General features: G+C 43.4%; 24 protein-coding genes, 1 tRNA gene and 1 pseudogene. 2 read left to right on the plus strand and 24 right to left on the minus strand.

All coding sequences use genetic code 11. The features are described 5' to 3' along the window. Positions 1-210: 210 nt before the first annotated feature. The 11 genes from gap to rsgA all read right to left on the minus strand — a co-directional run bounded on the left by gap (position 211) and on the right by rsgA (position 10826). Positions 211-1221: a type I glyceraldehyde-3-phosphate dehydrogenase gene (gap, locus tag FJR71_RS06260; RefSeq protein ID WP_006595530.1), complete on the minus strand. Its 1011-nt coding sequence runs from the start codon at positions 1219-1221 to the stop codon at positions 211-213. Between the two features lie 254 nt (positions 1222-1475). Then, positions 1476-3557 (minus strand): elongation factor G, encoded by a 2082-nt coding sequence (gene fusA, locus FJR71_RS06265; RefSeq protein WP_048690854.1) that lies wholly within the window; start codon positions 3555-3557, stop codon positions 1476-1478. A gap of 261 nt (positions 3558-3818) precedes the next feature. Continuing rightward, positions 3819-4289, minus strand: a complete 471-nt coding sequence (gene rpsG / locus FJR71_RS06270) for a 30S ribosomal protein S7 (protein WP_003003105.1) — start codon at positions 4287-4289, stop codon at positions 3819-3821. Between the two features lie 19 nt (positions 4290-4308). Then, entirely contained in the window at positions 4309-4722 is a 414-nt protein-coding gene (rpsL, locus tag FJR71_RS06275) for a 30S ribosomal protein S12 (protein ID WP_001142332.1), read from the minus strand. A 216-nt stretch (positions 4723-4938) separates the two neighbouring features. Continuing rightward, positions 4939-5475, minus strand: coding sequence for a hypothetical protein (locus FJR71_RS06285; RefSeq protein ID WP_048690856.1), 537 nt, complete (start codon positions 5473-5475; stop codon positions 4939-4941). A 21-nt stretch (positions 5476-5496) separates the two neighbouring features. Next, positions 5497-6321 (minus strand): pur operon repressor, encoded by an 825-nt coding sequence (gene purR / locus FJR71_RS06290; RefSeq protein ID WP_048690858.1) that lies wholly within the window; start codon positions 6319-6321, stop codon positions 5497-5499. 131 nt (positions 6322-6452) lie between these two features. Further along, positions 6453-7403, minus strand: coding sequence for a 3'-5' exoribonuclease YhaM family protein (locus tag FJR71_RS06295; protein WP_048690860.1), 951 nt, complete (start codon positions 7401-7403; stop codon positions 6453-6455). Beyond that, the gene (locus FJR71_RS06300) at positions 7390-8646 is read right to left on the minus strand and encodes a DNA recombination protein RmuC (protein WP_048690862.1); all 1257 of its coding nucleotides are present in this window, start codon (positions 8644-8646) and stop codon (positions 7390-7392) included. Before FJR71_RS06300 ends, FJR71_RS06295 begins: the two co-directional genes overlap by 14 nt. Position 8647: 1 nt before the next feature. Beyond that, the gene (locus FJR71_RS06305) at positions 8648-9313 is read right to left on the minus strand and encodes a thiamine diphosphokinase (protein ID WP_048690863.1); all 666 of its coding nucleotides are present in this window, start codon (positions 9311-9313) and stop codon (positions 8648-8650) included. Next, on the minus strand, positions 9273-9932 hold the full coding sequence (rpe, locus tag FJR71_RS06310) for a ribulose-phosphate 3-epimerase (protein WP_023024510.1): 660 nt from the start codon (positions 9930-9932) through the stop codon (positions 9273-9275). The genes FJR71_RS06305 and rpe overlap by 41 nt, the downstream gene beginning before the upstream one ends. Before the next feature lie 15 nt (positions 9933-9947). Next, complete coding sequence (gene rsgA / locus FJR71_RS06315; RefSeq protein WP_048690865.1) at positions 9948-10826, minus strand: ribosome small subunit-dependent GTPase A; 879 nt, start codon at positions 10824-10826, stop codon at positions 9948-9950. A gap of 182 nt (positions 10827-11008) precedes the next feature. On the opposite strand from rsgA, the gene FJR71_RS06320 reads away from it, so the two are divergent. Further along, positions 11009-11091: transfer RNA gene (locus FJR71_RS06320), tRNA-Leu, on the plus strand. Positions 11092-11228: 137 nt separating this feature from the next. On the opposite strand, the gene rsmA is transcribed toward FJR71_RS06320, so the two are convergent. From rsmA to FJR71_RS06380, 11 genes are all read right to left on the minus strand, one after another. Further along, a complete protein-coding gene (gene rsmA / locus FJR71_RS06330; RefSeq protein ID WP_048690867.1) occupies positions 11229-12104 on the minus strand; it encodes a 16S rRNA (adenine(1518)-N(6)/adenine(1519)-N(6))-dimethyltransferase RsmA in 876 nt (291 codons plus the stop codon). A gap of 63 nt (positions 12105-12167) precedes the next feature. After that, entirely contained in the window at positions 12168-12794 is a 627-nt protein-coding gene (locus FJR71_RS06335) for an immunity protein Imm33 domain-containing protein (RefSeq protein WP_048690870.1), read from the minus strand. A gap of 20 nt (positions 12795-12814) precedes the next feature. Continuing rightward, positions 12815-13399, minus strand: a complete 585-nt coding sequence (rnmV, locus tag FJR71_RS06340; protein WP_172605119.1) for a ribonuclease M5 — start codon at positions 13397-13399, stop codon at positions 12815-12817. Next, complete coding sequence (locus tag FJR71_RS06345; RefSeq protein ID WP_140814347.1) at positions 13371-14141, minus strand: TatD family hydrolase; 771 nt, start codon at positions 14139-14141, stop codon at positions 13371-13373. The genes rnmV and FJR71_RS06345 overlap by 29 nt, the downstream gene beginning before the upstream one ends. Positions 14142-14262: 121 nt before the next feature. Beyond that, on the minus strand, positions 14263-14397 hold the full coding sequence (gene rpmH, locus FJR71_RS06350; protein WP_003003086.1) for a 50S ribosomal protein L34: 135 nt from the start codon (positions 14395-14397) through the stop codon (positions 14263-14265). A gap of 146 nt (positions 14398-14543) precedes the next feature. Then, positions 14544-15188 (minus strand): hypothetical protein, encoded by a 645-nt coding sequence (locus FJR71_RS06355; RefSeq protein WP_048690875.1) that lies wholly within the window; start codon positions 15186-15188, stop codon positions 14544-14546. Positions 15189-15273: 85 nt separating this feature from the next. Then, entirely contained in the window at positions 15274-16218 is a 945-nt protein-coding gene (jag, locus tag FJR71_RS06360) for an RNA-binding cell elongation regulator Jag/EloR (RefSeq protein WP_048789960.1), read from the minus strand. Positions 16219-16233: 15 nt separating this feature from the next. Next, complete coding sequence (locus FJR71_RS06365) at positions 16234-17049, minus strand: YidC/Oxa1 family membrane protein insertase (protein WP_048789959.1); 816 nt, start codon at positions 17047-17049, stop codon at positions 16234-16236. A gap of 4 nt (positions 17050-17053) precedes the next feature. Further along, complete coding sequence (gene rnpA, locus FJR71_RS06370; protein WP_048690882.1) at positions 17054-17395, minus strand: ribonuclease P protein component; 342 nt, start codon at positions 17393-17395, stop codon at positions 17054-17056. 106 nt (positions 17396-17501) lie between these two features. After that, positions 17502-18197 carry a CPBP family intramembrane glutamic endopeptidase gene (locus FJR71_RS06375; protein ID WP_048690884.1) on the minus strand — a complete coding sequence of 232 codons (696 nt, stop codon included), beginning with the start codon at positions 18195-18197 and terminating at the stop codon, positions 17502-17504. A 110-nt stretch (positions 18198-18307) separates the two neighbouring features. Further along, a complete protein-coding gene (locus FJR71_RS06380; RefSeq protein ID WP_140814348.1) occupies positions 18308-19225 on the minus strand; it encodes a TDT family transporter in 918 nt (305 codons plus the stop codon). Positions 19226-19405: 180 nt separating this feature from the next. Here FJR71_RS06380 and FJR71_RS06385 point away from each other — a divergent pair. Further along, positions 19406-19573 (plus strand): annotated as a pseudogene (locus FJR71_RS06385) (ISL3 family transposase); the annotation flags it as partial. Between the two features lie 149 nt (positions 19574-19722). Here the strand turns inward: FJR71_RS06385 and gltX are convergent. Both gltX and FJR71_RS06395 read right to left on the minus strand, forming a co-directional pair. Beyond that, positions 19723-21183, minus strand: a complete 1461-nt coding sequence (gene gltX / locus FJR71_RS06390) for a glutamate--tRNA ligase (protein ID WP_140814349.1) — start codon at positions 21181-21183, stop codon at positions 19723-19725. A 98-nt stretch (positions 21184-21281) separates the two neighbouring features. Further along, positions 21282-22064: an alpha/beta hydrolase gene (locus FJR71_RS06395; RefSeq protein WP_048690889.1), complete on the minus strand. Its 783-nt coding sequence runs from the start codon at positions 22062-22064 to the stop codon at positions 21282-21284. Between the last annotated feature and the right edge of the window lie 38 nt (positions 22065-22102).

The raw sequence follows: 22102 nt of genomic DNA on the forward strand, positions 1-22102 counted from the left end.
TTCTTTTTCTTGAGCGATTTCCATTGGCTCCTTCCTCTACGACTTGTAATCGCTTTCATTTCTTTGTATTAGAAATCTCCAATCAAGAATAGGATACCGAATCCAGTTAACACTGTCAATCCATTTTGGCAAGTCCTATAATATGATGAGGAAGGTCTAAAAAAAGTACAAAAAAAGAGGAGGTTACCCTCCTCTCATCATACAGATGAATTATTTAGCAATTTTTGCGAAGTATTCAAGAGTACGAACAAGTTGTGCAGTGTAAGACATTTCGTTGTCATACCATGAAACAACTTTAACCAATTGTTTACCGTCAACGTCAAGAACTTTAGTTTGAGTTGCGTCAAACAATGAACCGTAAGCCATACCTACGATATCTGAAGATACGATTGGATCTTCTGTGTAACCGTATGATTCGTTAGCTGCTGCTTTCATAGCTGCATTTACTTCATCAACAGTAACGTTCTTTTCAAGAACTGCAACCAATTCAGTAACTGATCCAGTTGGAGTTGGAACGCGTTGTGCAGATCCGTCCAATTTACCGTTCAATTCTGGGATTACAAGACCGATAGCTTTAGCAGCACCAGTTGAGTTAGGAACGATGTTAGCTGCACCAGCGCGAGCACGACGAAGGTCACCACCACGGTGTGGTCCGTCAAGGATCATTTGGTCACCAGTGTAAGCGTGGATAGTAGTCATCAATCCTTCTACAACACCGAAGTTATCTTGAAGAGCTTTAGCCATTGGAGCCAAGCAGTTTGTAGTACATGAAGCACCAGAGATAACTGTTTCAGTACCATCAAGAATGTCGTGGTTAGTGTTAAATACAACTGTTTTAACGTCATTTCCACCAGGAGCAGTGATAACAACTTTCTTAGCTCCACCTGGGTGCAAGTGTTTTTCAGCAGCTTCTTTCTTAGCAAAGAAACCAGTTGCTTCAAGAACGATTTCTACACCGTCGTTAGCCCAGTCGATTTGTTCTGGATCACGTTCAGCAGAAACTTTAACGAATTTACCGTTAACTTCGAATCCACCTTCTTTAACTTCCACAGTACCATCGAAACGACCTTGAGTTGTGTCATATTTCAACAAGTGTGCAAGCATAACTGGATCTGTAAGGTCGTTGATGCGAGTAACTTCAACACCTTCTACGTTTTGGATACGACGGAAAGCAAGACGACCGATACGACCGAAACCGTTAATACCAACTTTAACTACCATTCGTGATTTCCTCCTTATGAAAATCAAAAAATTTTTTATGTGAAAAGAGTAACTTGATAGGTTACAAATCATCTTTCAACAATATTATTATATACTTTCTTCCCCTAAAATGCAACTGATTTCATTAGGATTAGAAATATTACACAAACTTTCATATTCATTTTCACTATCTCTTATGAGGAAGAGGTCTAAAGCTCTTTTCGAATCAAAAAAGCTTTCCTCATAGGAGGAAAGCTTTTAGCTAGACGGTAAAATTATGCTTCACCTTTAGCTTTTTTAATGATTTCTTCTTGTACTGATTTCGGTACATCTTCGTAGTGGTCAAATACCATCATGAAAGTACCACGTCCTTGAGTTGCAGAACGAAGGACAGTAGCGTAACCGAACATTTCAGCAAGTGGTACATAAGCACGAACGATTTGGCTTGCACCGTGTGCTTCCATACCGTCTACACGTCCACGACGAGCAGTTACGTGACCCATAACATCCCCAAGGTTTTCTTCAGGAACTGTGATAGTTACAAGCATCATTGGTTCAAGAATAGCTGGTTGTGCTGATTTAGCTGCTTCTTTAAGAGCAAGAGATGCAGCGATCTTGAAGGCAGTTTCAGATGAGTCGACATCGTGGTATGATCCATCGTAAAGCTTCGCTTTTACGTCAACCATTGGGTAGCCAGCAAGTACACCGTTAGCCATAGATTCTTGAAGTCCTTTTTCTACTGCAGGGATGAATTCACGTGGAACCACACCACCGACGATCGCATTTTCGAACTCGAATCCTTTACCTTCTTCGTTTGGAGTAAATTCGATCCAAACATCACCAAACTGACCTTTACCACCAGATTGACGTTTGAAGAATCCACGTGCTTGTGTAGAAGCGCGGAATGTTTCACGGTAAGATACTTGAGGAGCACCAACGTTTGCTTCAACCTTGAATTCACGTTTCATACGGTCAACAAGGACATCCAAGTGCAACTCACCCATACCAGAGATAACTGTTTCACCAGTTTCAGGGTTTGTTTCAACGCGGAATGTTGGATCTTCTTCAGCCAATTTTTGAAGGGCGATACCCATCTTATCTTGGTCTGCTTTAGATTTTGGCTCAACCATCAATTGGATAACTGGTTCTGGAACTTCGATTGACTCAAGGATAACTTTTGCTTTCTCATCAGTCAATGAGTCACCAGTTGTTGTATCTTTCAAACCAACAGCAGCTGCGATATCTCCAGAGTAAACTGTTTCGATTTCCATACGAGTGTTGGCGTGCATTTGAAGGATACGTCCGATACGTTCACGTTTACCTTTAGATGTGTTCAATACGTAAGATCCAGAGTTCAAGACACCTGAGTACACACGGAAGAATGTCAAACGACCTACGAATGGGTCAGTCATGATCTTGAAGGCAAGCGCAGCAAATGGTGCTTCATCAGATGCTGGACGTTCTTCTTGTTCGTCTGTATCTGGGTTGATACCTTTAATCGCTGGGATATCAAGTGGGCTTGGAAGGTAGTCAAGGACTGCATCCAACATCAATTGAACCCCTTTGTTCTTGAAGGCAGAACCACACAATACTGGGAAGAATTCAACATTGATAGTTGCTTTACGGATAGCAGCTTTCAATTCTTCGTTAGTGATTTCTTCACCTTCAAGGTATTTCATCATCAAGTCTTCATCAGTTTCAGCAACTGCTTCAACCAATTTTTCACGGTATTCTTGAGCTTGGTCAAGGTATTCAGCTGGGATATCTTCTTCAAGAATGTCTGTACCAAGGTCGTTGGTGTAGATTTCAGCTTTCATCTTGATCAAGTCGATGATTCCACGGAAGTCATCTTCTGAACCGATTGGCAATTGAATTGGGTGTGCGTTTGCTTGAAGACGATCATGAAGTGTGCTTACTGAGTAAAGGAAGTCAGCACCGATTTTATCCATCTTGTTCGCAAATACGATACGAGGAACACGGTATTCAGTCGCTTGACGCCAAACTGTTTCTGTTTGAGGCTCAACACCTGATTGTGAGTCAAGAACCGTTACAGCACCGTCCAAAACACGGAGTGAACGTTGTACTTCGATCGTGAAGTCCACGTGTCCTGGTGTGTCGATGATGTTAACACGAGTGTCTTTCCATTGAGCGGTTGTCGCAGCAGATGTGATGGTGATACCACGTTCTTGCTCTTGCTCCATCCAGTCCATTTGTGACGCACCTTCGTGAGTTTCACCGATTTTGTGAATCTTACCAGTGTAGTAAAGGATACGCTCAGTTGTAGTTGTTTTACCAGCATCGACGTGGGCCATGATACCGATATTACGAGTTTTTTCAAGTGAAAATTCGCGTGCCATGAGGTTTTGTTCTCCTATATTTTTTATTTCTATACTATTATAACATGATTTAACAAAAACGGATAGGCAGGACCTACCCGTTCTCATTGTTTATTCTGTTTGGTTTAGCTGATTTGAGCTCAATTGAACCCAGGCTAAAGTTAGTTAATTTGAGCCGGAACGGGATGCTGTATGGATAAGATAAACTTCCTTGTATTCATCGAATACTGCGTCAGTTTCCTATTTTCACTTTGCATCCTTTCCGTTCCTATCATCATGATCTTACCAGCGGAAGTGTGCGAAGGCACGGTTAGCTTCAGCCATACGGTGAGTGTCTTCACGTTTCTTAACAGCTGCACCAGTGTTGTTTGCAGCATCCAAGATTTCTTTAGCAAGGCGATCAACCATTGTGTGCTCACCACGTTGACGAGCGATGGTTACCAACCAACGAAGTCCAAGTGTTGTACGACGTTCTGGACGAACTTCAACTGGGACTTGGTAGTTAGATCCACCAACACGACGTGCACGTACTTCAAGTACAGGCATGATGTTTTCCATTGCTGTTTCAAATACTTCAAGCGCGTCATTTCCAGTAGCTTCTTTGATTTGCTCAAAAGCACCGTAAACGATTGAAGCTGCTGTACCACGTTTACCATCAAGCATAACGCGGTTGATAAGACGAGTAACTAGTTGTGAATTGTAAAGCGGATCTGGCAATACATCGCGCTTTGGAGCTCTATTTTTACGACTCATTTCTCTTTATCCCCTTTCCTTATGCTTTTGGACGTTTAGTACCGTATTTAGAACGGCCTTGTTTACGATCGTTAACACCTGCAGTATCAAGTGCACCACGGACGATATGGTAACGTACCCCTGGAAGGTCTTTTACACGTCCACCGCGAAGAAGCACCACGCTGTGCTCTTGCAAGTTGTGTCCGATACCTGGGATGTAGGCAGTAACTTCGATCAAGTTGCTCAAACGTACACGAGCGAATTTACGAAGGGCAGAGTTCGGTTTTTTAGGTGTCATTGTTCCAACACGAGTTGCAACACCACGTTTTTGTGGTGAAGAAACGTTTGTTTGAACTTTTTTATGACTGTTGTAACCAACGTTCAAAGCTGGTGATTTAGATTTTTCTACTTTTGATTTACGCGGTTTGCGAACCAATTGGTTAATTGTAGGCATCTACATTCTCCTGTATTTTTTTATTTTTGGTGATGATACACTTGGTGACAGCTACCATCTGTGTGTACTTTTGCAACATTTGTCAGCACGTCCCTGTACACTCTTGAGAGACCAAAAGTAAAAAGTACCGTCTATTATTGTAACATAGCGGCACTTTCACTGTCAAGATTTTTTTCTCTTTTTTGCACGATTGCTTCTTCTTAAAATCGCGCTAGATTATTGTTCAGATTGTTGCGTTACAGCTGGTGTGGTAGCATTCGAAACCTGAGGAACCTCATTGGACTGATACTGAGGGACTTCTGCTGGAACGACTTGCTGAGGTTGACCTGTTTGGCTAGCTTGATTCGTATCAGTTGATTGAGTATTCTGGTTGGTTTGCATTCCGTAATAGTCTACAATGTACTGAATACGAGCTTGAAAGGCCTGTTTTTTGGTTTCGTCCTTCACTTTTTCTACGGCCTCTTTGGCAGCGGTTAAGGTTTCTTGAGTTGCAGTCGTTTCAAAATGAGCAACTGCTTTTTCAGCCGCTTCAGCGATTTTCGCTTCCTCTTCTTCTTTGGCTTTTTTAGGATCTTTCTTCTTAATAGGAAGAGAACCTGTTTTTTTGGTTTCTCGCTTCACTACTGTAACTTGGTCTGCAGAATTTTTACGAACCGTATAAAGCCCACCGACAAGAACTCCTGTCAAGATGAATATCGTTGCCAATCGAAGCCATAGGGGACTACGATCAAAACGGTCTAAAATTGTTTTCATTTTCCTTTCTCCCTCTCCAGCTTAGTCCTTATCAAAAATATTTCCGATTTCTACATCAATTTTATTTTCTGCTACATCAATATTGGTCACACGTAGAAGTGACTTGTGATCAAATAAATCTTTACTTCTAGCCGAAGCATTGTCCGCAAAAATAGCAACTCCTGCCAACTCTGAATCGAACTCAGCTAAGAGGCTGACCATCCCACTGATAGTTCCCCCTCCTTTAAGGAAGTCATCGACAATCAGAACACGGCTTCCAGCTTTCAAACTACGTTTAGATAGGAACATTTTCTCAATCCGATCGCCACTGGAACCAGATACGTAGTTGACACTGACCGTTGAGCCTTCTGTAATTTTTAGATCGCGTCGTACAATGACAAAAGGAACATTTAAGACATTCGCTACCGCGTTTGCTAATGGAACACCCTTAGTGGCCACCGTCATGACTGCATCGATTTTTTGATCTCGGAAGGCCTTGGCAATAATGCGTCCGATATTATTTAAGATTTTTGGATCACTTAGCAAATCCGAAAGGTAGATATACCCACCTGGTAAAATCCGGTTACTTTCTGACAATTGATTGCACAAATTTTGGACAATTTCTTTTGAATCTGCATCCGAAATCGATGGTGTAAAGATGACCCCTCCACCTGCACCAGTAAGAGTTTCAATGCTTCCAATTTCCATTTCTTCAAAGGCCCGTTTAATAATGACAATGTCCTCAGAAATAGATGATTTAGCAGATTCGTATTTTTCGGCAAATGTATTTAAACTCGTCAATTCGTAGGGATGATTAATCAAGTAATTCGAGATCACAACCATCCGCTCACTTCTTCTTAGCTTCATTTTCTCTCCACATAGTTTTTTTTATTGTATTATACCATATTATACCAAAAAACGAACATTGTTAGTCTCACAACATTCGTTTTTGGTTTTTTTACTAACAAACTAAGAGCAGCTTATTTAAAGCCAGTTCATTACGAATCTTTTAAATTTGGCTTATAGAAGGAGCGATTGTCCAAGGCAAAAATCTTATTGGTCATCTCACCAGGGCCAACTAAAGCTAAGGCAGAAGTCATCATCATCATTTCTGCATCTAGGTTATCAATCATATGGATGATCTCGGCTTCCATGATTTTTGGACGAACCGGGCTACCATATTCTAGTAGACCATGGTGACTCAAAATCACATGGCGCAACACAACCACATCTTCTTTTTGATCGTCAATCTTTAACTCTTGTAAGACCTTGGTAATTTCTTCATCGATCAGAGCGATGTGCCCGATGAGGTTTCCTCGAACGGTATACTCTGTATTTTCAGGCCCTGATAGCTCCAGTACCTTGGCAAGATCATGAAGCATGATACCGGCATAGAGGAGACTCTGGTTTAATTGAGGATACACCTGAGAGATGCTCTCAGCCAAACGAACCATAGTGGCTGTGTGATAAGCTAAGCCTGTCTCAAAAGCATGGTGGTTGGTTTTGGCCGCAGGATAAGAGTAGAACTCTTTGTCATACTTGCTGTATAGCGCCCGCACCACACGTTGCCAAACTGGATTTTCTATTTTGAAAATCATCCCCGATAGGTAGTCCTTCAAATCGACTGGGTTTACTGGAGGCTTTTCCTTAAAGTCTGCTGGATTTGATGGCTCCCCGCTTTGAGGCAACCGCAAGGTCAACTGATTGACCTGGGGCGTATTGTTGTAAATTTCCCGACGGCCGCTCATATGAACGACGCGACCAGCTTGGAACTGCTCCACATTATGTGGCTGAGCATCCCACAATTTTCCTTCAATCGTACCTGTCTCATCTTGGAAGACAAAGGCAAGATAGTTCTTTCCAGCACGTGTCTGACGAAGATCTGCTGACTTAATGAGGTAGAAACCTTCAAACAATTCGTCTTTTTTCATTTGATTAATTTTGACCATCATCTTCTCCAACTTCTAAATTCAATAGGCTTTCTATATCTAGATTCTCTGACGTTTCAATGTTTCGGAGTGTACGCTCGATAGCATTTGTTCTTCGGTTTAAGAGGTCATCAATATTGCCAGAGGCATGCTTCAACTGCCGTTGGGTCTTTTCTAAAACACCTCCAAATTTTTGGAACTCCGTCTTGACGGATGCAAGGACCTTGCTAATATCATCCGCACTTCGTTGAATATTCAGGGTCTTAAATCCAACCGATAGGGAATTCAACAAGGCTGAAAGCGTACTTGGCCCCGCGACGACGATCTGCTCCTCTCTTCGGAGGCGATCAAAGAAGGCTGGGTCGCGGACCACTTCTGAATAGAGCCCTTCCGTCGGTAAAAAGAGAATCCCAAAATTAGTAGTGGCAGGCGGATAGAGGTATTTTTGATGAATGTCCTTAGCAAATTGTTTGATACTAGCCAATAGGAGTTTGCGACACCGTTCAATCTCCTCTTTCTCCCCACTTTCATAGGCTTCTTCCAGTCGGTAATAACCGTCCAGAGGAAACTTAGAGTCGATTGGCAGATAGACGTATTCCCCTCTGACCTGACCAGGCATCTTGATGGCATACTCGACGCGTTCGCTGGAATGGGGAACTGTTACAAACTCTCTTTCATATTGGGCGGGAGTTAGGATATCTTCGATGATCTGGCCGAGTTGGAGTTCTCCCATAATCCCACGGGTTTTCGTGTTAGAAAGAACCTTATTGAGACTTCCCACATCTCTAGCGACCGTCTGCATTTCCCCAAGACCTTTATTGACCGACTCCAATTGTTTGGAGACCGTCTCAAAAGAGGTTTGAAGACGACTGTGCAAGGTTTTTTCCAACTTTTCTTCGACCGTTTGACGCATCTGCTCCAAGCGCAAATCATTGGAAGCTTGAATCTGTTGCATCCGCTCGTCCGTTTTGTCTCGGTTTTTAGTGAAACTCTCAGCAAGTTCTGTTCGTAAAGCAGTCGTTTGCTGATGCATTTCTGTCCGTAATTCCATAAGACGGTCACTGATCGCCATCTCTATCTGCTGGCCAGTGATTTGCTGAGCTTGTCGCTCTCTCTCAAATCGGTAATCCAGCTGATCCGAAAGATGATCTTCTTGGTCTTCCAGTAAGTCACGGACCTGTTTGTTATCAGCTGTCCGTTGCTGGTAGAGCAAGAAGAGCAAGACAAGATTTCCCACTCCTAATACAAAAAGGATTATTTCCATCTTATTTCCCATCCTTGCTATAAATGATAAGGGCGTAGCCTCGATCAACAGTTAAGGTAATCGGCTGATTGATAAACTCGTTGGAACCATAAATAGCCTTTTTAAAATAATTGGTCTGATTTAAGGGATACTTGGCTCCTTCAATCTGGATGGAAGCTCCCTCAACTGGCATAAAAGCTACATAGGTATAGCCTGCTATAGGCAGAATGGTATGGCGGCCTGCTGGACGATAGCAGAGATAATTTTGTTGGTCCATCAAGTAAAGTTGCGACATAGAGGGTGCAATCTCTGGATCGCTGGGCAAAAAAACGCTGGCCAAGTGGTGATCCAGACGACCACCAAAGGCTCCAAAAATCAGAATGTCCTCTTGAGGCCAACGTTCTAACACTTCCTTAATCGCCAATTCCAGATCCGTATCATTTTTTTCTGCTACCGAAGTCTGTAATTCATGAGCCGCAGATTGAATACTCTGGAATTCTTCAGGCTCGACCGAGTCAAAATCTCCAACTGCTAAAGATAGTTCCAATCCTTGCTCTAATAGGAAAAGGCAGCCTGCATCTACCCCGACATAAACATCCAAGTCTAGCGGAATGGTTTCCACTCGTCCTCCAGCTACAATCGCAACCTTAGTCTTGGATGGCTGCTCGAAGGGTTTGAACTCGTTCATTCACATCTCCATTAAACACATAGGAACCTGCTACAAAGACATTTGCCCCTGCTTCTTTCGCGGCGTGAATCGTTTTATCATCAATTCCCCCATCGACTTCAATATCGAAATCCAAGCCTTTTTCTTCACGCAATTGAACCAATTGACGAATCTTATCCATGGTTTCTGGCAGGAAGGCTTGCCCACCAAATCCTGGGTTGACAGTCATGACAAGTACTTGATCTACCAAGTTCAAGATGTGTTGGATACTTTCAACAGGGGTTCCTGGATTGATGACCACACTTGGCTTCACCCCTGCCAAACGAATTTTTTGAAGGGCGCCATGGATGTGTGGAGTCGCTTCTACGTGAATGCTAATGATATCTGCTCCGGCCCGCGCAAACTCTTCGATATGTTGCTCAGGATTGGTAACCATTAAATGGCAATCAAACACTAGCTTGCTGTGAGGACGCATACTAGCAACTACACCAGCACCAAAGCTGATATTAGGCACAAAGTGGCCGTCCATCACATCGATGTGAGCGTACTCTGCACCAGATGCTTCCAATTTCTTCAATTCACTTTCAAAATTTGCATAATCTGCACTCAAAATAGAAGGGGCTAATTTGTTTGTTTTCATATTCTTCAGGTCTCCTTATTTGGGTAATTTTTTCGATACTTTTTTGTAGGTTTCACGCCTATTTTCGATCTCGCTCAAAAACTGTAAGTAATTCTCATAGCGGAAGGAAGCTATGATCCCTTCCTCAACAGCGGGCTTGACGGCACAGGATGGTTCATGTGTGTGGGTACAAGTACGGAACTTGCAAGCCTGGCTCACCTTGGCGATATCTGGAAAAGCATGATTGAGATCTTCCGCATTATCGACTTCATAATCTAGAGAGGAGAAGCCAGGGGTATCCGCAATTTTGCCCCCATTGAGATCATAAAAACTGACAGCTCGCGTCGTATGGCGGCCGCGTCCAAGACTGTCGGAGATTTCTCCTGTCTCTAGTTCCAACTCCGGAGCCAAGGTATTCAAGAGGGTGGATTTCCCCACTCCTGTTTGGCCCATAAAGACCGTCACCTGATCCTTCAAGAGAGGCAAGAGCTCTTCCTTGTCAGTGACAAAGTCATAGCCCATTTGGCGATAGACTTCCTGGAAAGGAAGCACCTCAGCTGGATCTTCTAGTAAGTCCATTTTTGAAATATAGACAATCGGATGAATCACTTTTTGTTCCAAGAGGACTAAAAAGCGGTCCAATAAATTAACATTAAAATCCGGCTCTTTGGCAGACATGATGACGACAGCCTGATCTATATTCACAATGGGTGGGCGGACTAAGCTATTCTTTCTTGGGAATATTTTTAAAATATAGCCTTCCGAATTTTCTTCAGCTGAAAATTCTACCTTATCTCCAACATAGGGAGTTTGTCCCTTTTTCCGGAAATTTCCTCGGGCGCGTGTTTGGTAAATTTCTCCCTCGCACTCCACATAATAAAAACCGGCCAAGGCTTTAACAATCGTTCCTTGCAACTGGCACTCCTTTAAAGTTAATACTACCATTATATCAAAAAATATACGATAACGCTTGCGAACCTTAAATTCTATATATATTAGGATTTTATATTACCTTAAGACTCCGTACAGAATCACTATATAAATTCTGTTACTATTTTTTCTTGGCTTTTCTTTTAAAAAGAGTATAATAGAACTATGCGGAGGTGGTGGAACGGCAGACACGCATGCTTCAGGCGCATGTGCCCCTTCGGGCGTGAGGGTTCAAATCCCTTTCTCCGCATCTTGGAAAGGTGGCTCAGCTCGGTACGGCACCGGACTCGAAATCCGGCAAAGATTTTCTTCATGCGCGGGTTCAAATCCCATCCTTTCCTTCCATCATTCAAAAAGACATGAGATTCATATCTCATGTCTTTTCTATTATTTTATTCCTGCTTCTAGAAGTCCGTCAGCCAAACGAGCGAAGTCTTCTAAGCTAAGGGATTCTCCTCGTACAGAAGGTTGCAGGCCTGCAGCTTGAATCCCTCCTTCCAGTTTGGCTTTGATTTCTTCAGTCTTGCCAAAGCGACTGGTCAAGTTGTTCCATAGAGTCTTGCGGCGGTGGACAAAGCTAGCCTTGCTGACAGAGAAGAAGAAATCTTCATCCTTGACTGCCACTGCTGGTTCTGGGCGACGCACCATCTTGAGGATGGCAGAATCGACGTTTGGCGCTGGCACAAAGACGGTGCGAGGCACGATAAAGGCTACTTTAGCGGTCATATAGTATTGGACTGCAATGGACAAAGACCCGTAAGCTTTGGTATTAGGTTCGGCTGAAATACGGTCTGCCACCTCTTTTTGCATCATAACCACAAATTCTTGGAAAGGAATCTTGGATTCGATCAAGTGCATAAGGATGGGAGTCGTGATGTAGTAAGGAAGATTAGCCACTACCTTGATCGGAAGCTCTGGATTTTTGAACTCTGCGATGTACTGGTTGAGGTCTACCTTGAGGATGTCTTGGTTGACAACCGTGACATTGTCAAAATCACGCAAGGTATCCGCTAAGATAGGCACCAAGCGGTCATCAATCTCAAAGGCCATGACTTCTGCGGCATTTTCTGCCAAAAACTCCGTCAAAGCTCCAATTCCGGGACCAATTTCGATGACATTGACTGTTTTATCAATCTCAGCCGTATCGACAATCTTTTGAAGGATATTGGTATCGGTCAAGAAGTTCTGACCGAAGGATTTTTTAAAGGTAAAACCGTGACGCTCTAGCACTGCCTTGGTCACGCTATAATCTGCAATTCTCATTTTTTCTCTTTTCTAATCCGTTTAGTGTGAGACATACTCTCTCTTTTTTCTCCGCAGGCCAGTCTAACAGTCTTCTACAAAGGCATTCTGCTCCGCTTGGTAAACATAAGCTTCCCCGTTCTTATCTAAGACGGTTTCCAACAAGGGCTCCATTTCCAAGGCGTCTTCAAGACTGATGATGGTAATCTTAGACGGATCGTCCAAGTCTTCCTGGGACTCATAACCTGTAAAGAACTGCCAACCACTATCTTGTGAATGATGAGGGACATCGTGAATCGCCCAATTAATCTCACGTCGTAGGAAGCAATCCTTGGTAATCATGGCCCCTTTTTGCGTATCAAGATTCAGCGGAGGAACCATCAGACTGGCGATATGTTCCTGGGCAAATTCCAGCTCATCTCCAAGCTGGATGGTGGTAATATAAGCCGGTTGATTGGTTAAACATCCTTTGAACTTCCCATCGCGGATTTCAGTGAGTTCGACCCACATACGCTCTGCTCGACACCCATTCTCCAAGACTGTATCCAGCACAAAGATGAGGCGAACCTGGTCCCCAAGCTTCAATTGGTTGATTTCTTCTTGACTTGGAATCAAAAAATGCCGTGGATTCTTTTGATGTTCTGCGTGAACATTCTCCAAAGAAAATCCTATCACTTTTTTCTTATCTGTAAACAGGTCGAACAATCCCATCTTCCACCTCTATCTCTTTTTTAATAACTGGCCATCGTTTCTTCGACTTGCGCTAAACAAATTCCAAACAACTCCAAGCGATTGAGCAGTTGTTTGCCATTGCAGTAGCCGATGCGCAAGGCTTCTCCTAGATATTCCCGTCGTTTGCGACTTTCACTGCCCATCAGCAGACCGAGTCGCATCAGATCTGATTTGGTAATATCAAAGAAATGCTCATCTTTATAGGAGCCCACCAGTCCAGCAAGGGCTTTTTCCAAGTCTTCAAAGCTGGCATGCTCGACTCCCAAGGAACGGCCCTTGGTTTTTGATTTGGGTACTGCTTCGCCACGATTTAAAAAGGCATGCTTGGCCTGCGGAATTTCTTGCATGATGATCTTACGAATGCGCTCCCCATTGTAATCCGGATCCGTAAAAACTATGACTCCACGCAACTCCTGCAAGGTGGCAATTCGTTCTAGGTCATCATGATTAATGGCGGATCCACGTGTCTCATAGGTATCCACCTCATAATAGCGTTTCAGATTGGCCGTATCATCCTTGCCTTCAACAACAATCACTTCTGGTATTTTTCTTTTCTCAGTCAAGGCCAAATACCTTTCTCGCATTGTCATAGGTGGCTTGAGCTACTTCTTCTGTTGTCAAGCCACGTAGTGTTGCAATATGATCCACTACATAGCGGGTGTAGGCTGTTTTATTTTCCCGGCCCCGCTTAGGAACTGGTGCCAGATAAGGGGCATCTGTCTCAACCAATATCTTATCAAGCGGAAGGCCAGCTGCCGCTTCTTGGACATCTGTCGCCTTCTTAAACGTCACCACTCCAGAGAAGGAAATCATCATTCCCAGATCCATGAAACGTTTGGCTTCTTCAAGACTACCGGAGAAAGAATGCATGATGCCACCGCGCGGGCCCACTCCTTCACTCTTGATAATGGCGTAGGTATCTTCGAGAGCATCACGCGTATGCACTACAAAAGGCAAGTCCAAGTCCTTAGACAGTTGGATCTGACGGCGAAAAACCTTTGCTTGAACGTCTTTTGGTGCCGTCATCCAGTGGTAATCGAGACCGATTTCTCCTAGGGCGACGACTTTAGGATGTTTCAACTGTTCAAGTAAATAAGCCTCTACTTCAGGACTATAGTCGCCCGCCTCAGTGGGATGCCAACCCAGGGTAAGATAAACTTCCGGGTACTGGTCGGCCAAGGCTATTGCTCGTTCGATGGTTGGTTTGTCAAAGCCAACAACATTGTGGGCATGGACTCCCAGCTCTTTAGCTAGTTCTAATTCCTCTTTTTCTCTCCCTGCAAACTCTTCAACGTTGAGGTGAGTATGAGTATCAAAAATCTGCATATGGATCCTTTTCTACGATTTTTCTCATTCTATTATAACAGAAAGCCTAGCTGAATACACTTTTGGCAAAACAAAAACCAGTAGTCTCGAGTTTCTACTGGTTTTTAGTTTTTTATCTGAATTACGCAGCCAAAACTTTGCGTCCTTTACGACGACGAGCTGCCAATACGCGACGACCGTTTTTAGTTGCCATACGGTGACGGAAACCATGTTTGCGCGCACGACGAAGTTTACTTGGTTGATAAGTACGTTTCACGATGAATACCTCCTCATAGATTTTGTATTCGTTTAGCCGGCTATAATGTGATCAGTTACTAAACATACTTTACTATTCTATCTGATTCACGTCTGTTTGTCAATAGCTATGAAAAATTTGTTGGGGCAGGTTCAATGATACCGCTTTTATTGGGCATCTCCTTCTATCCTTTGACGAGTCGCTTCATAGTAAGGAAGCAAGCTAGCCATTCCTTTTTTTAATTCCTCAAGAATGGCATCTCGACTCGTCGCTTGCGATAGATTGACATCGACTTTTACCAAGACCTTTCGGACCTGGCCAGTTTCCACACCTTTGAGAAGTCTCTGGCGATTGGCTTCTGTCCCTTGGAATCGTTGACTGACACCTTCTATTTGGGCGAAGTAATAGACTGGCGAAGAAACCGGAAGAGTTAAAACGCGGTTCTGCTTTTGTAGACTCTCCTCATCCTTCTTGCGTTCGATAAAACTTACTTCCAGTGACACACCAAAGTCCTTCGCATCTCCATAAAGTCGCAAGGCAAACATCGGATCCGTTATCTCTCCCTCTCCTTGGAGATAAGCCCAAAAATGAGGGCGAAGAATTTGAGCTTGATTCATCCACTGACTGGTCCGATCTTGTTTTAAATGCGGAAAGAGCTTCTGAAAATCGCTGACCAAGTGGGTGAATTCCTGCCGAGCTTCTTGCCCTAACTCGCGATACTCTACCATTCGCTCTGCATCCTCACCAGCTTTAGCAGGAGCCAGGTACTTGATCCCCTGATAATTCAAAAAGTCTCTTATCTTACTATACATTCTAGTTTTCCTTTCTCAGACAGAAAAGGAGAGAGCAAGCTTACACCCCTCTCTCCCTTTAGCATCTTCCTTTTTTGATGGCAGATTAACCTTCAATATCGACGACAACGTAACGATTTGGTTCTTCTCCTTCAGAATAGCTGGTGACTCCATCCATTTTCGATACGATGCGGTGGATGATCTTGCGTTCGCTATTAGACATTGGGTCTGTATGTTGCGCTCGACCTTCTTCTAGAGCACGACTTGCCAATTTTTGCGCATAGCTTTGAAGGACTTCTGCACGGTGTTCAACATAATCATTAACGTTGATCGCAATGTAGAAATTCTTAGAATACTGATTGTAAAGGTAGTTCTGTGCCAACAATTGAAGGGCCTTGAGAACTTTCCCGTGGTAGCCAATGACACGGCCTGGCTCATTGGTATCAATCTGCATATTGATGGTGCGACGGTTGTAGCTGCTTGAGATGCTAGCTTCGACATCCATTTCATCAATAACGGTTTGAACATAGGCAGTGACATCAGAAACAACCTTTTCAATGTCATAGCTTTCTTCTACTTCAATGCCCAAGTCAGCAAAATCAGACGTTTGGCGGATCTCAGCTTCGTTAAGACTTGAATCGAGAATCTCTCCATGACCTTGTTCTTCAAGAATGGTTTCAGGAGCCTTCTCATGTTTGAGAATCTCAGCCTTCACTTCTTCAGAAACTTCTTGTCCTTCTTCTTCAACTTTTTTAATCGCTGCTACCACGCGACCCAAATCAACAGTCTCTTCACTGACACTCTTGACAGGTTCGTTTTGAGCATTAATTTCCTCAGGAACTCCCTTAACAGCTTGTTGATTGGCTTTTGTCACTGTAGTTTCTGCAATTGGTTCGATGTCTACCACAGCTGGCTTCTTACCAAAGAGACCGAGGAACCCTTTCTTTTCACGAGAAACGACAGTAATATGTGCTTTCATGCGCGGGATATCTAATTCTTTCAAACCATTTTGAATGGCTTCTTCAACATTGACTCCTTTATATTGGACCATCTGTCAAACTCCTTCTTAGTTTTTCTTTTTCTGTGCTTTGTTAAATGCACGTCGTTTTTGTTTTTCTATATCTTTGATTGCCTGTTGCTCTGCTTCACGCGCCGCAATAATCTTAAATGGATTGTTCAATAGGTAAGTTTGCCCAACTTGGTAAGCATTGGAAACCACCCAGTAGAGAGCAACCCCGCTGGCTGAGTACATAGCGAAGAAGAAAATCATCACGGGCATTGCATACATCATGGCTGTCATTCCACCATTTTTTTCTGGCATGGCTTTGTTGCTCAACCAGGTGCTAAAGAAGGTGAAGACGGCTGCCAAAACTGGCAAAATAAAGGTTGGGTCTGTTGCGCTCATATCCAACCAAAGAAAATGACCGACTTTTAGGAATTCTACCCGACTCAAAGCTTGGAACAAGGCCATCAAGACTGGCATTTGAATAAACAATGGCAAGAAGGCAGAGGAAGTCTTGACGCCTTTTTCTTTATAGAGTTCCCGCATTTCTTCTGACATGCGAGTGCGGCTTTCCAAATCCTTCCCAGGGTACTTGGCCTGGATTTCTTTCACTAGTGGCTGAATCTCCTGCATTTTGCGCGAGGAGGTCATTTGGTATTGGAAAACTGGCAAAAGAATGGTCCGAATCAAGAGAGTGAAGAGGATAATCCCGACTCCGATGTTGCCTCCAATAGAAAGAAAACGGATGACTTCTGCAAAGAAGTAAACGAATTTTTCCCAAACTCCTGATGATTGGGAAGTCACTTCAGACGTTCCACAGGCTGTTAATAAAAGGAGGGCTCCTCCGAGTAAGCTAGCTACTTTTAGTTTCTTTTTCACGTAATTACCTTTCCTGACGATAGACTTGCGCTAATTTTAATACATGGACTAGATTTTTTTCGACCTGATCAAAATCCAGTTCTTCAACTCCCTTTCGAGCAATCACAACAAAATCATCTGCTACAAGATGATCCTGGTGCTTCATTAAAACATGCCGAATCAAGCGCTTGATTCGGTTGCGTGTCACAGCATTTCCTAGTTTTTTACTCACGGATAAGCCGACACGGAAATGGGGCTGCTCTTGTGGCAAACGGTAGATGACAAATTTTCTATTTGCACAATTCTTGCCGCTTTTAAAAATGGCATTGAAATCTTTTTCTCGCTTGACACGATAGCTTTTTCTCAAACTCCCACTCCCTCTTTTAAATTTATTCTATTATACCATAATTTCAAAAAAAACCAACGACCTTCTGGCTCTTGGTTTAAAGCCTCCTCCAGTGCCGTCAAAACGGCTAGGAGAAGAGATGCTGGATGGTTGATAAGATGATGGGTAAGCTATAAATGAAGTTCAAGCCGATATGAGCAAGGATAGGATAATACAATGAGCTCGTCTTTTCATTCAATAATCCAAAAATAAGGGCGGGGATGGTATAGATCAAAAAACTCAAAAAAGTAAAAGGATGCTGGAGGAATTGAAGTCCACTATAGATAAGGGCTGGGGCCCATACACTCGCGTAGAAGGGCCATTTTTTAAAATAGGCTTGGACAAGCGCTCCACGAAAGATCAGTTCCACGGTCATCGGTCGAATGATGACCACTAATACAAAGAGGATGAGAGATCCTAAGGCTTCCAAGGTCACCGGAAAAGAGTGATAAATAGCTAGACGTCCTTTGGTGAACCCACTAAGAAAGTAGTCTAGCCAGTAGATGGCACAACTGGAGAATATAGTAGCGTAGATAGCGGGAAGGAATTGTTTCTTCTTCGCCCACTGAAAAACCATACGTGGACTGTATTTCTTTACCAATGAAAAAACAAGCACCAAATAACCTGCCTCTAAAAAGAGAAGGGTCCAAAAATAGCTAAGAGCTTGGCCGACTTGGTTGCTGACTAGTTGGGCCAACTCGCGAAATTGTGGCCGAACTAAGATATAGAAGACCAGTAGTAAAAGTGGATAAAAGAGCTTGGCTTTTGTCTTTAAAAATTTCATACATTCCTTTCGAGGGAGACAAAAAATGATTTATTGCATCTTACCATAATCATTCCTAGGATTCAATTAGAAAGTGAACCCAAAAAGGTCGAGACAACCGTCTCTGACCTCTAATTTCTATTGGAATGCTCGTTCTCCCCTTTTATGTAAATCACAAAGCCTACAAGCACGGACACAAGAATGGCTAGACACAGAATGGTTTCTAACCAGACAAGGGGCCTTAACAGAGAACTGTGCAATAGGCCTTGGGCCATTTTCAGGGAAGTAGCTGTGATGACCGTCGGGAAGGTTAAGGCTGAAAAGGCTGGTTGAAAGCCCTCTTTTATCATTCTAGGTAGACGCGTTAAAACGAAGAAATAAAAAGCTTGAGAGAGTCCAACCATGGTGTATAACAGCCAAACAGGTAGACTGGCTCCACCCACACGAACCAGGGCCGCTAACAGAAGAGAAAAGGGGGCACAATAGATGCCTTCTTGCCCTAATAAGTGGCTCGGTAAAGGGGCGGTCTTCAACCCCTGGTAGATCAAGGGGTAAAGAATCAAGGTTAAGACAAAGCCAAATCCGAAAGTCAGATAGGCCAGCCCAACCACTCCTACCACTGGGTAGGTCAAGGCAGCAACAGCAATCCCCACATAAAGAACGGTCCAACTAGGGGTGGCATTGGCTCTTGGTTTTGCTAATATATGGGTCTTGGTAAAGTAGAAGATCAAGCCACAATCTAAGAGGAAAGCAGTCCACCAAACTGCCTGGGCGAGTCCTCCAAATGTCGGAAAGAGTCGTAAGAGATAAGTCGATAAAACCATCCCAGCCATGGGGAAGGTCGCCATCCCAGATAGAAGGGCCGGTTCTTGTAGTTCAATCTTGGTTTCTGACCAGTAGATCAGATGGTGACATAAAAAGAAAACCCATAGGATCAAACCCGTCAAACTGAAGAAATGAGCCAGAACTGGGAAGGTATCAGACAGAAGGTTTCCAGCCCCTGCTAAACCTAACAGGCAGCCTGAAAATGCTAAAGGAATCTTTTTCATCTTGATCTCCAATCATTTTATCGCTTTCAGTATACCATAAAATACCAGGAGGGATCATCAAAAAAAAGTAGACACTAAAACTACTTCTTTTTTAAAATGCTTTAATTACTCTAGTATATAAGGAATTATGGAGTTTTTTGCTGTAAATAAGCCCCATAAATCTCTAAAGACCATTAACACATAGAACTCCCCTATTCAAATGTAAAACTGAAAGCTACCAATAACCTCATCAAAGGCATCAAGCAAAATACTGTTGCTTTCCAGAACATTGACCACTTTAAAACTAGAATTTTCATCGTTTTGAACATCAAAAAGGAGAGAACCAATTCGATCCTCTCCAAGGTGTAACGTTTCCTCACCCATTATAGCTGACAAAATACCCAGAGTCCTTCTCCAATCTCCCTCTGAGATTTTAGAGTAGCAATCTTGACACTTACTTCTTTATAATGCAATCTATAAGCCTCTGTCAACATTCTTAAATAAGAATAAATGTATTCCTATTTTGCAATTTCTTCCAACATTTTTTCAATGTGTTGGATAGATTTCTCGCGACCAAGCAAGTAGATGGTTTCTGGCAATTCTGGTCCGTGCATCTCTCCTGAAACGGCGATACGGATTGGCATGAAGAGGTTTTTCCCTTTGATACCAGTTTCCTTTTGGACTGCTTTGATTTGCGGGAAGATATTTTCTACCACAAACTCATCGTCTGACATGGCTTCGAGTTTTGCTTTGAAGGCTTCAAGGACAGTCGGAACCGTTTCACCAGCCATGACTTCTTTCTCTGCTTCTGTCAATTCTGGGAAGTCTGAGAAGAAGAGGTCTGTCAATGGAACGATTTCATCCACTGACTTCATTTGTGGTTTGTAAAGTTCCACCAATTTCTCAGCCTTGTCTGTCAAACGTCCTGCTTCTTCGAGGAATGGTTTAGCCATTTCAAAGATAGTCTCAAAATCCGCATTCTTGATGTACTCATTGCTCATCCAGTCCATTTTCTTTTGGTCGAAAGCAGCTGGAGACTTGCTGAGACGATTTTCATCAAAGAGCTTGATCAGTTCTTCGCGAGAGAAGATTTCGTCTTCCCCACCAGGGTTCCAACCAAGAAGGGCGATAAAGTTAAAGACTGCTTCTGGAAGGTAACCTTTCTTCCGGTAATCTTCGATGAACTGAAGGGTATTGGTATCGCGTTTAGACAACTTCTTACCAGTTTCAGAGTTGATGATCAAGGTCATGTGACCGAACTCTGGAGCTTCCCATCCAAGCGCTTCATAAACCATGAGCTGTTTTGGTGTATTGGCAATGTGGTCATCTCCACGGATGACGTGAGAGATTTGCATGTCATGGTCATCGATCACAACGGCAAAGTTATAAGTTGGATAGCCATCTTTCTTTTGGATGACCCAGTCACCACCGATATTGCCACCTTCAAACTCGATATCGCCTTTGACCATATCATGCCATTTGTAGATACCTGACTCATTCACTGCCAAGCGAACCGTAGGAATAATTCCCGCTGCTTCACGTTCTGCGATATAAGCTGCTTTTTCTTCTTCGCTCATGCCAAGGTATTCATTGATATAGCGAGGTGTTTCACCCGCCGCTTCTTGGCGTTCACGTTCCGCTGCCAACTCTTCTTCTGTAACGTAAGATTTATAGGCTTTTCCTTCGGCCAAGAGTTGGTCAATGTATTTTTGATAGAGTTCCAAACGTTCAGACTGGCGGTAGTTCTCATGCGTCTCTGGACTTTCATCCCAGTCCATACCCAACCAACGAAGGTTTTCCAGCTGGGAACGTTCTCCATCTTCGACGTGGCGCTTACGGTCCGTATCTTCGATACGGATGATAAAGGTTCCACCATGGTGGCGCGCATACAAGTAGTTAAACAATGCTGTACGAGCATTTCCGATGTGTAGTAGTCCGGTTGGACTTGGTGCATAACGCACACGAATATCTTTAGTCACGTATGTTTCTCCTAATTGTTCATTGATTCTGGGCTTCTCTTCTAACTGGCCCAGGCACTTTTCACTCTATTATAGCATATCTCTGCATGAGTAGCTTCCTAATCGAGTCGTTCTTCTAGTTCAAAATCAATTGGCAGGGTTGCTAAGAAATGCTCCAACTCCCGCTCCCAATAAAACCATTCATGTTTTCCTGGTCCATGGCTGTAGGTGATATCAAAACCGAGGTCCTTCAGATGATCAACAGCTGTATTGTTGGCCTCATACAGAGCATCCTGCTCGCCACACCACGCCCATAAGACCGTCTTTTTATCTGAGTACTTCTCCGCAATGCTCTCCAAGGAGTAAGGACTCGTCGTCCAATCTTCTAGCTCTCCAAAGACCCCTTGCCAATAAGCCTTACTGCCAAGGTCAGTGTCTGCCAGTTGACGTCCCTCAAAGCTAAGAGCACCAGAAAAGCTAGCAGCATGCGAGAAGCGATTGGTTTGAAGGGCGAGTTTGAAAGATCCATAGCCCCCCATCGATAGACCAGCGATAAAGGTCTTCTCCCGCTTCTTAGTCATATTGGGGAAGAAGCGTGCCAAGGTCTTAGGCAATTCCTCTGCGATGGCTGTGTAGTAGGGATAGCCATACTGGGTATCCGTATACCAACCATTATTGGTATTAGGCAAGACAACAATCAGATTGGTCGAACGTAAGATCCGTTCTACATTGGTCCGTTTCAACCAGGAGTACTGATTGCCATTCATCCCATGAAGGAGATAGAGGACCGGGATATCTTGATCATCTGGATTTTCCACCCGAGATCCATCTGGGTAGAGGACGTTGATCCCCCACTCCATTGCGAGCGCTTCTGAATAGTATTCAATCTGCATTACTGCCATCTATCTTTCCTCACTATTTCTTCTTTTCCTTGACAAGA

The sequence above is a fragment of the Streptococcus xiaochunlingii genome (assembly GCF_006385805.1).
Classification (GTDB): Bacteria; Bacillota; Bacilli; order Lactobacillales; family Streptococcaceae; genus Streptococcus; species Streptococcus xiaochunlingii.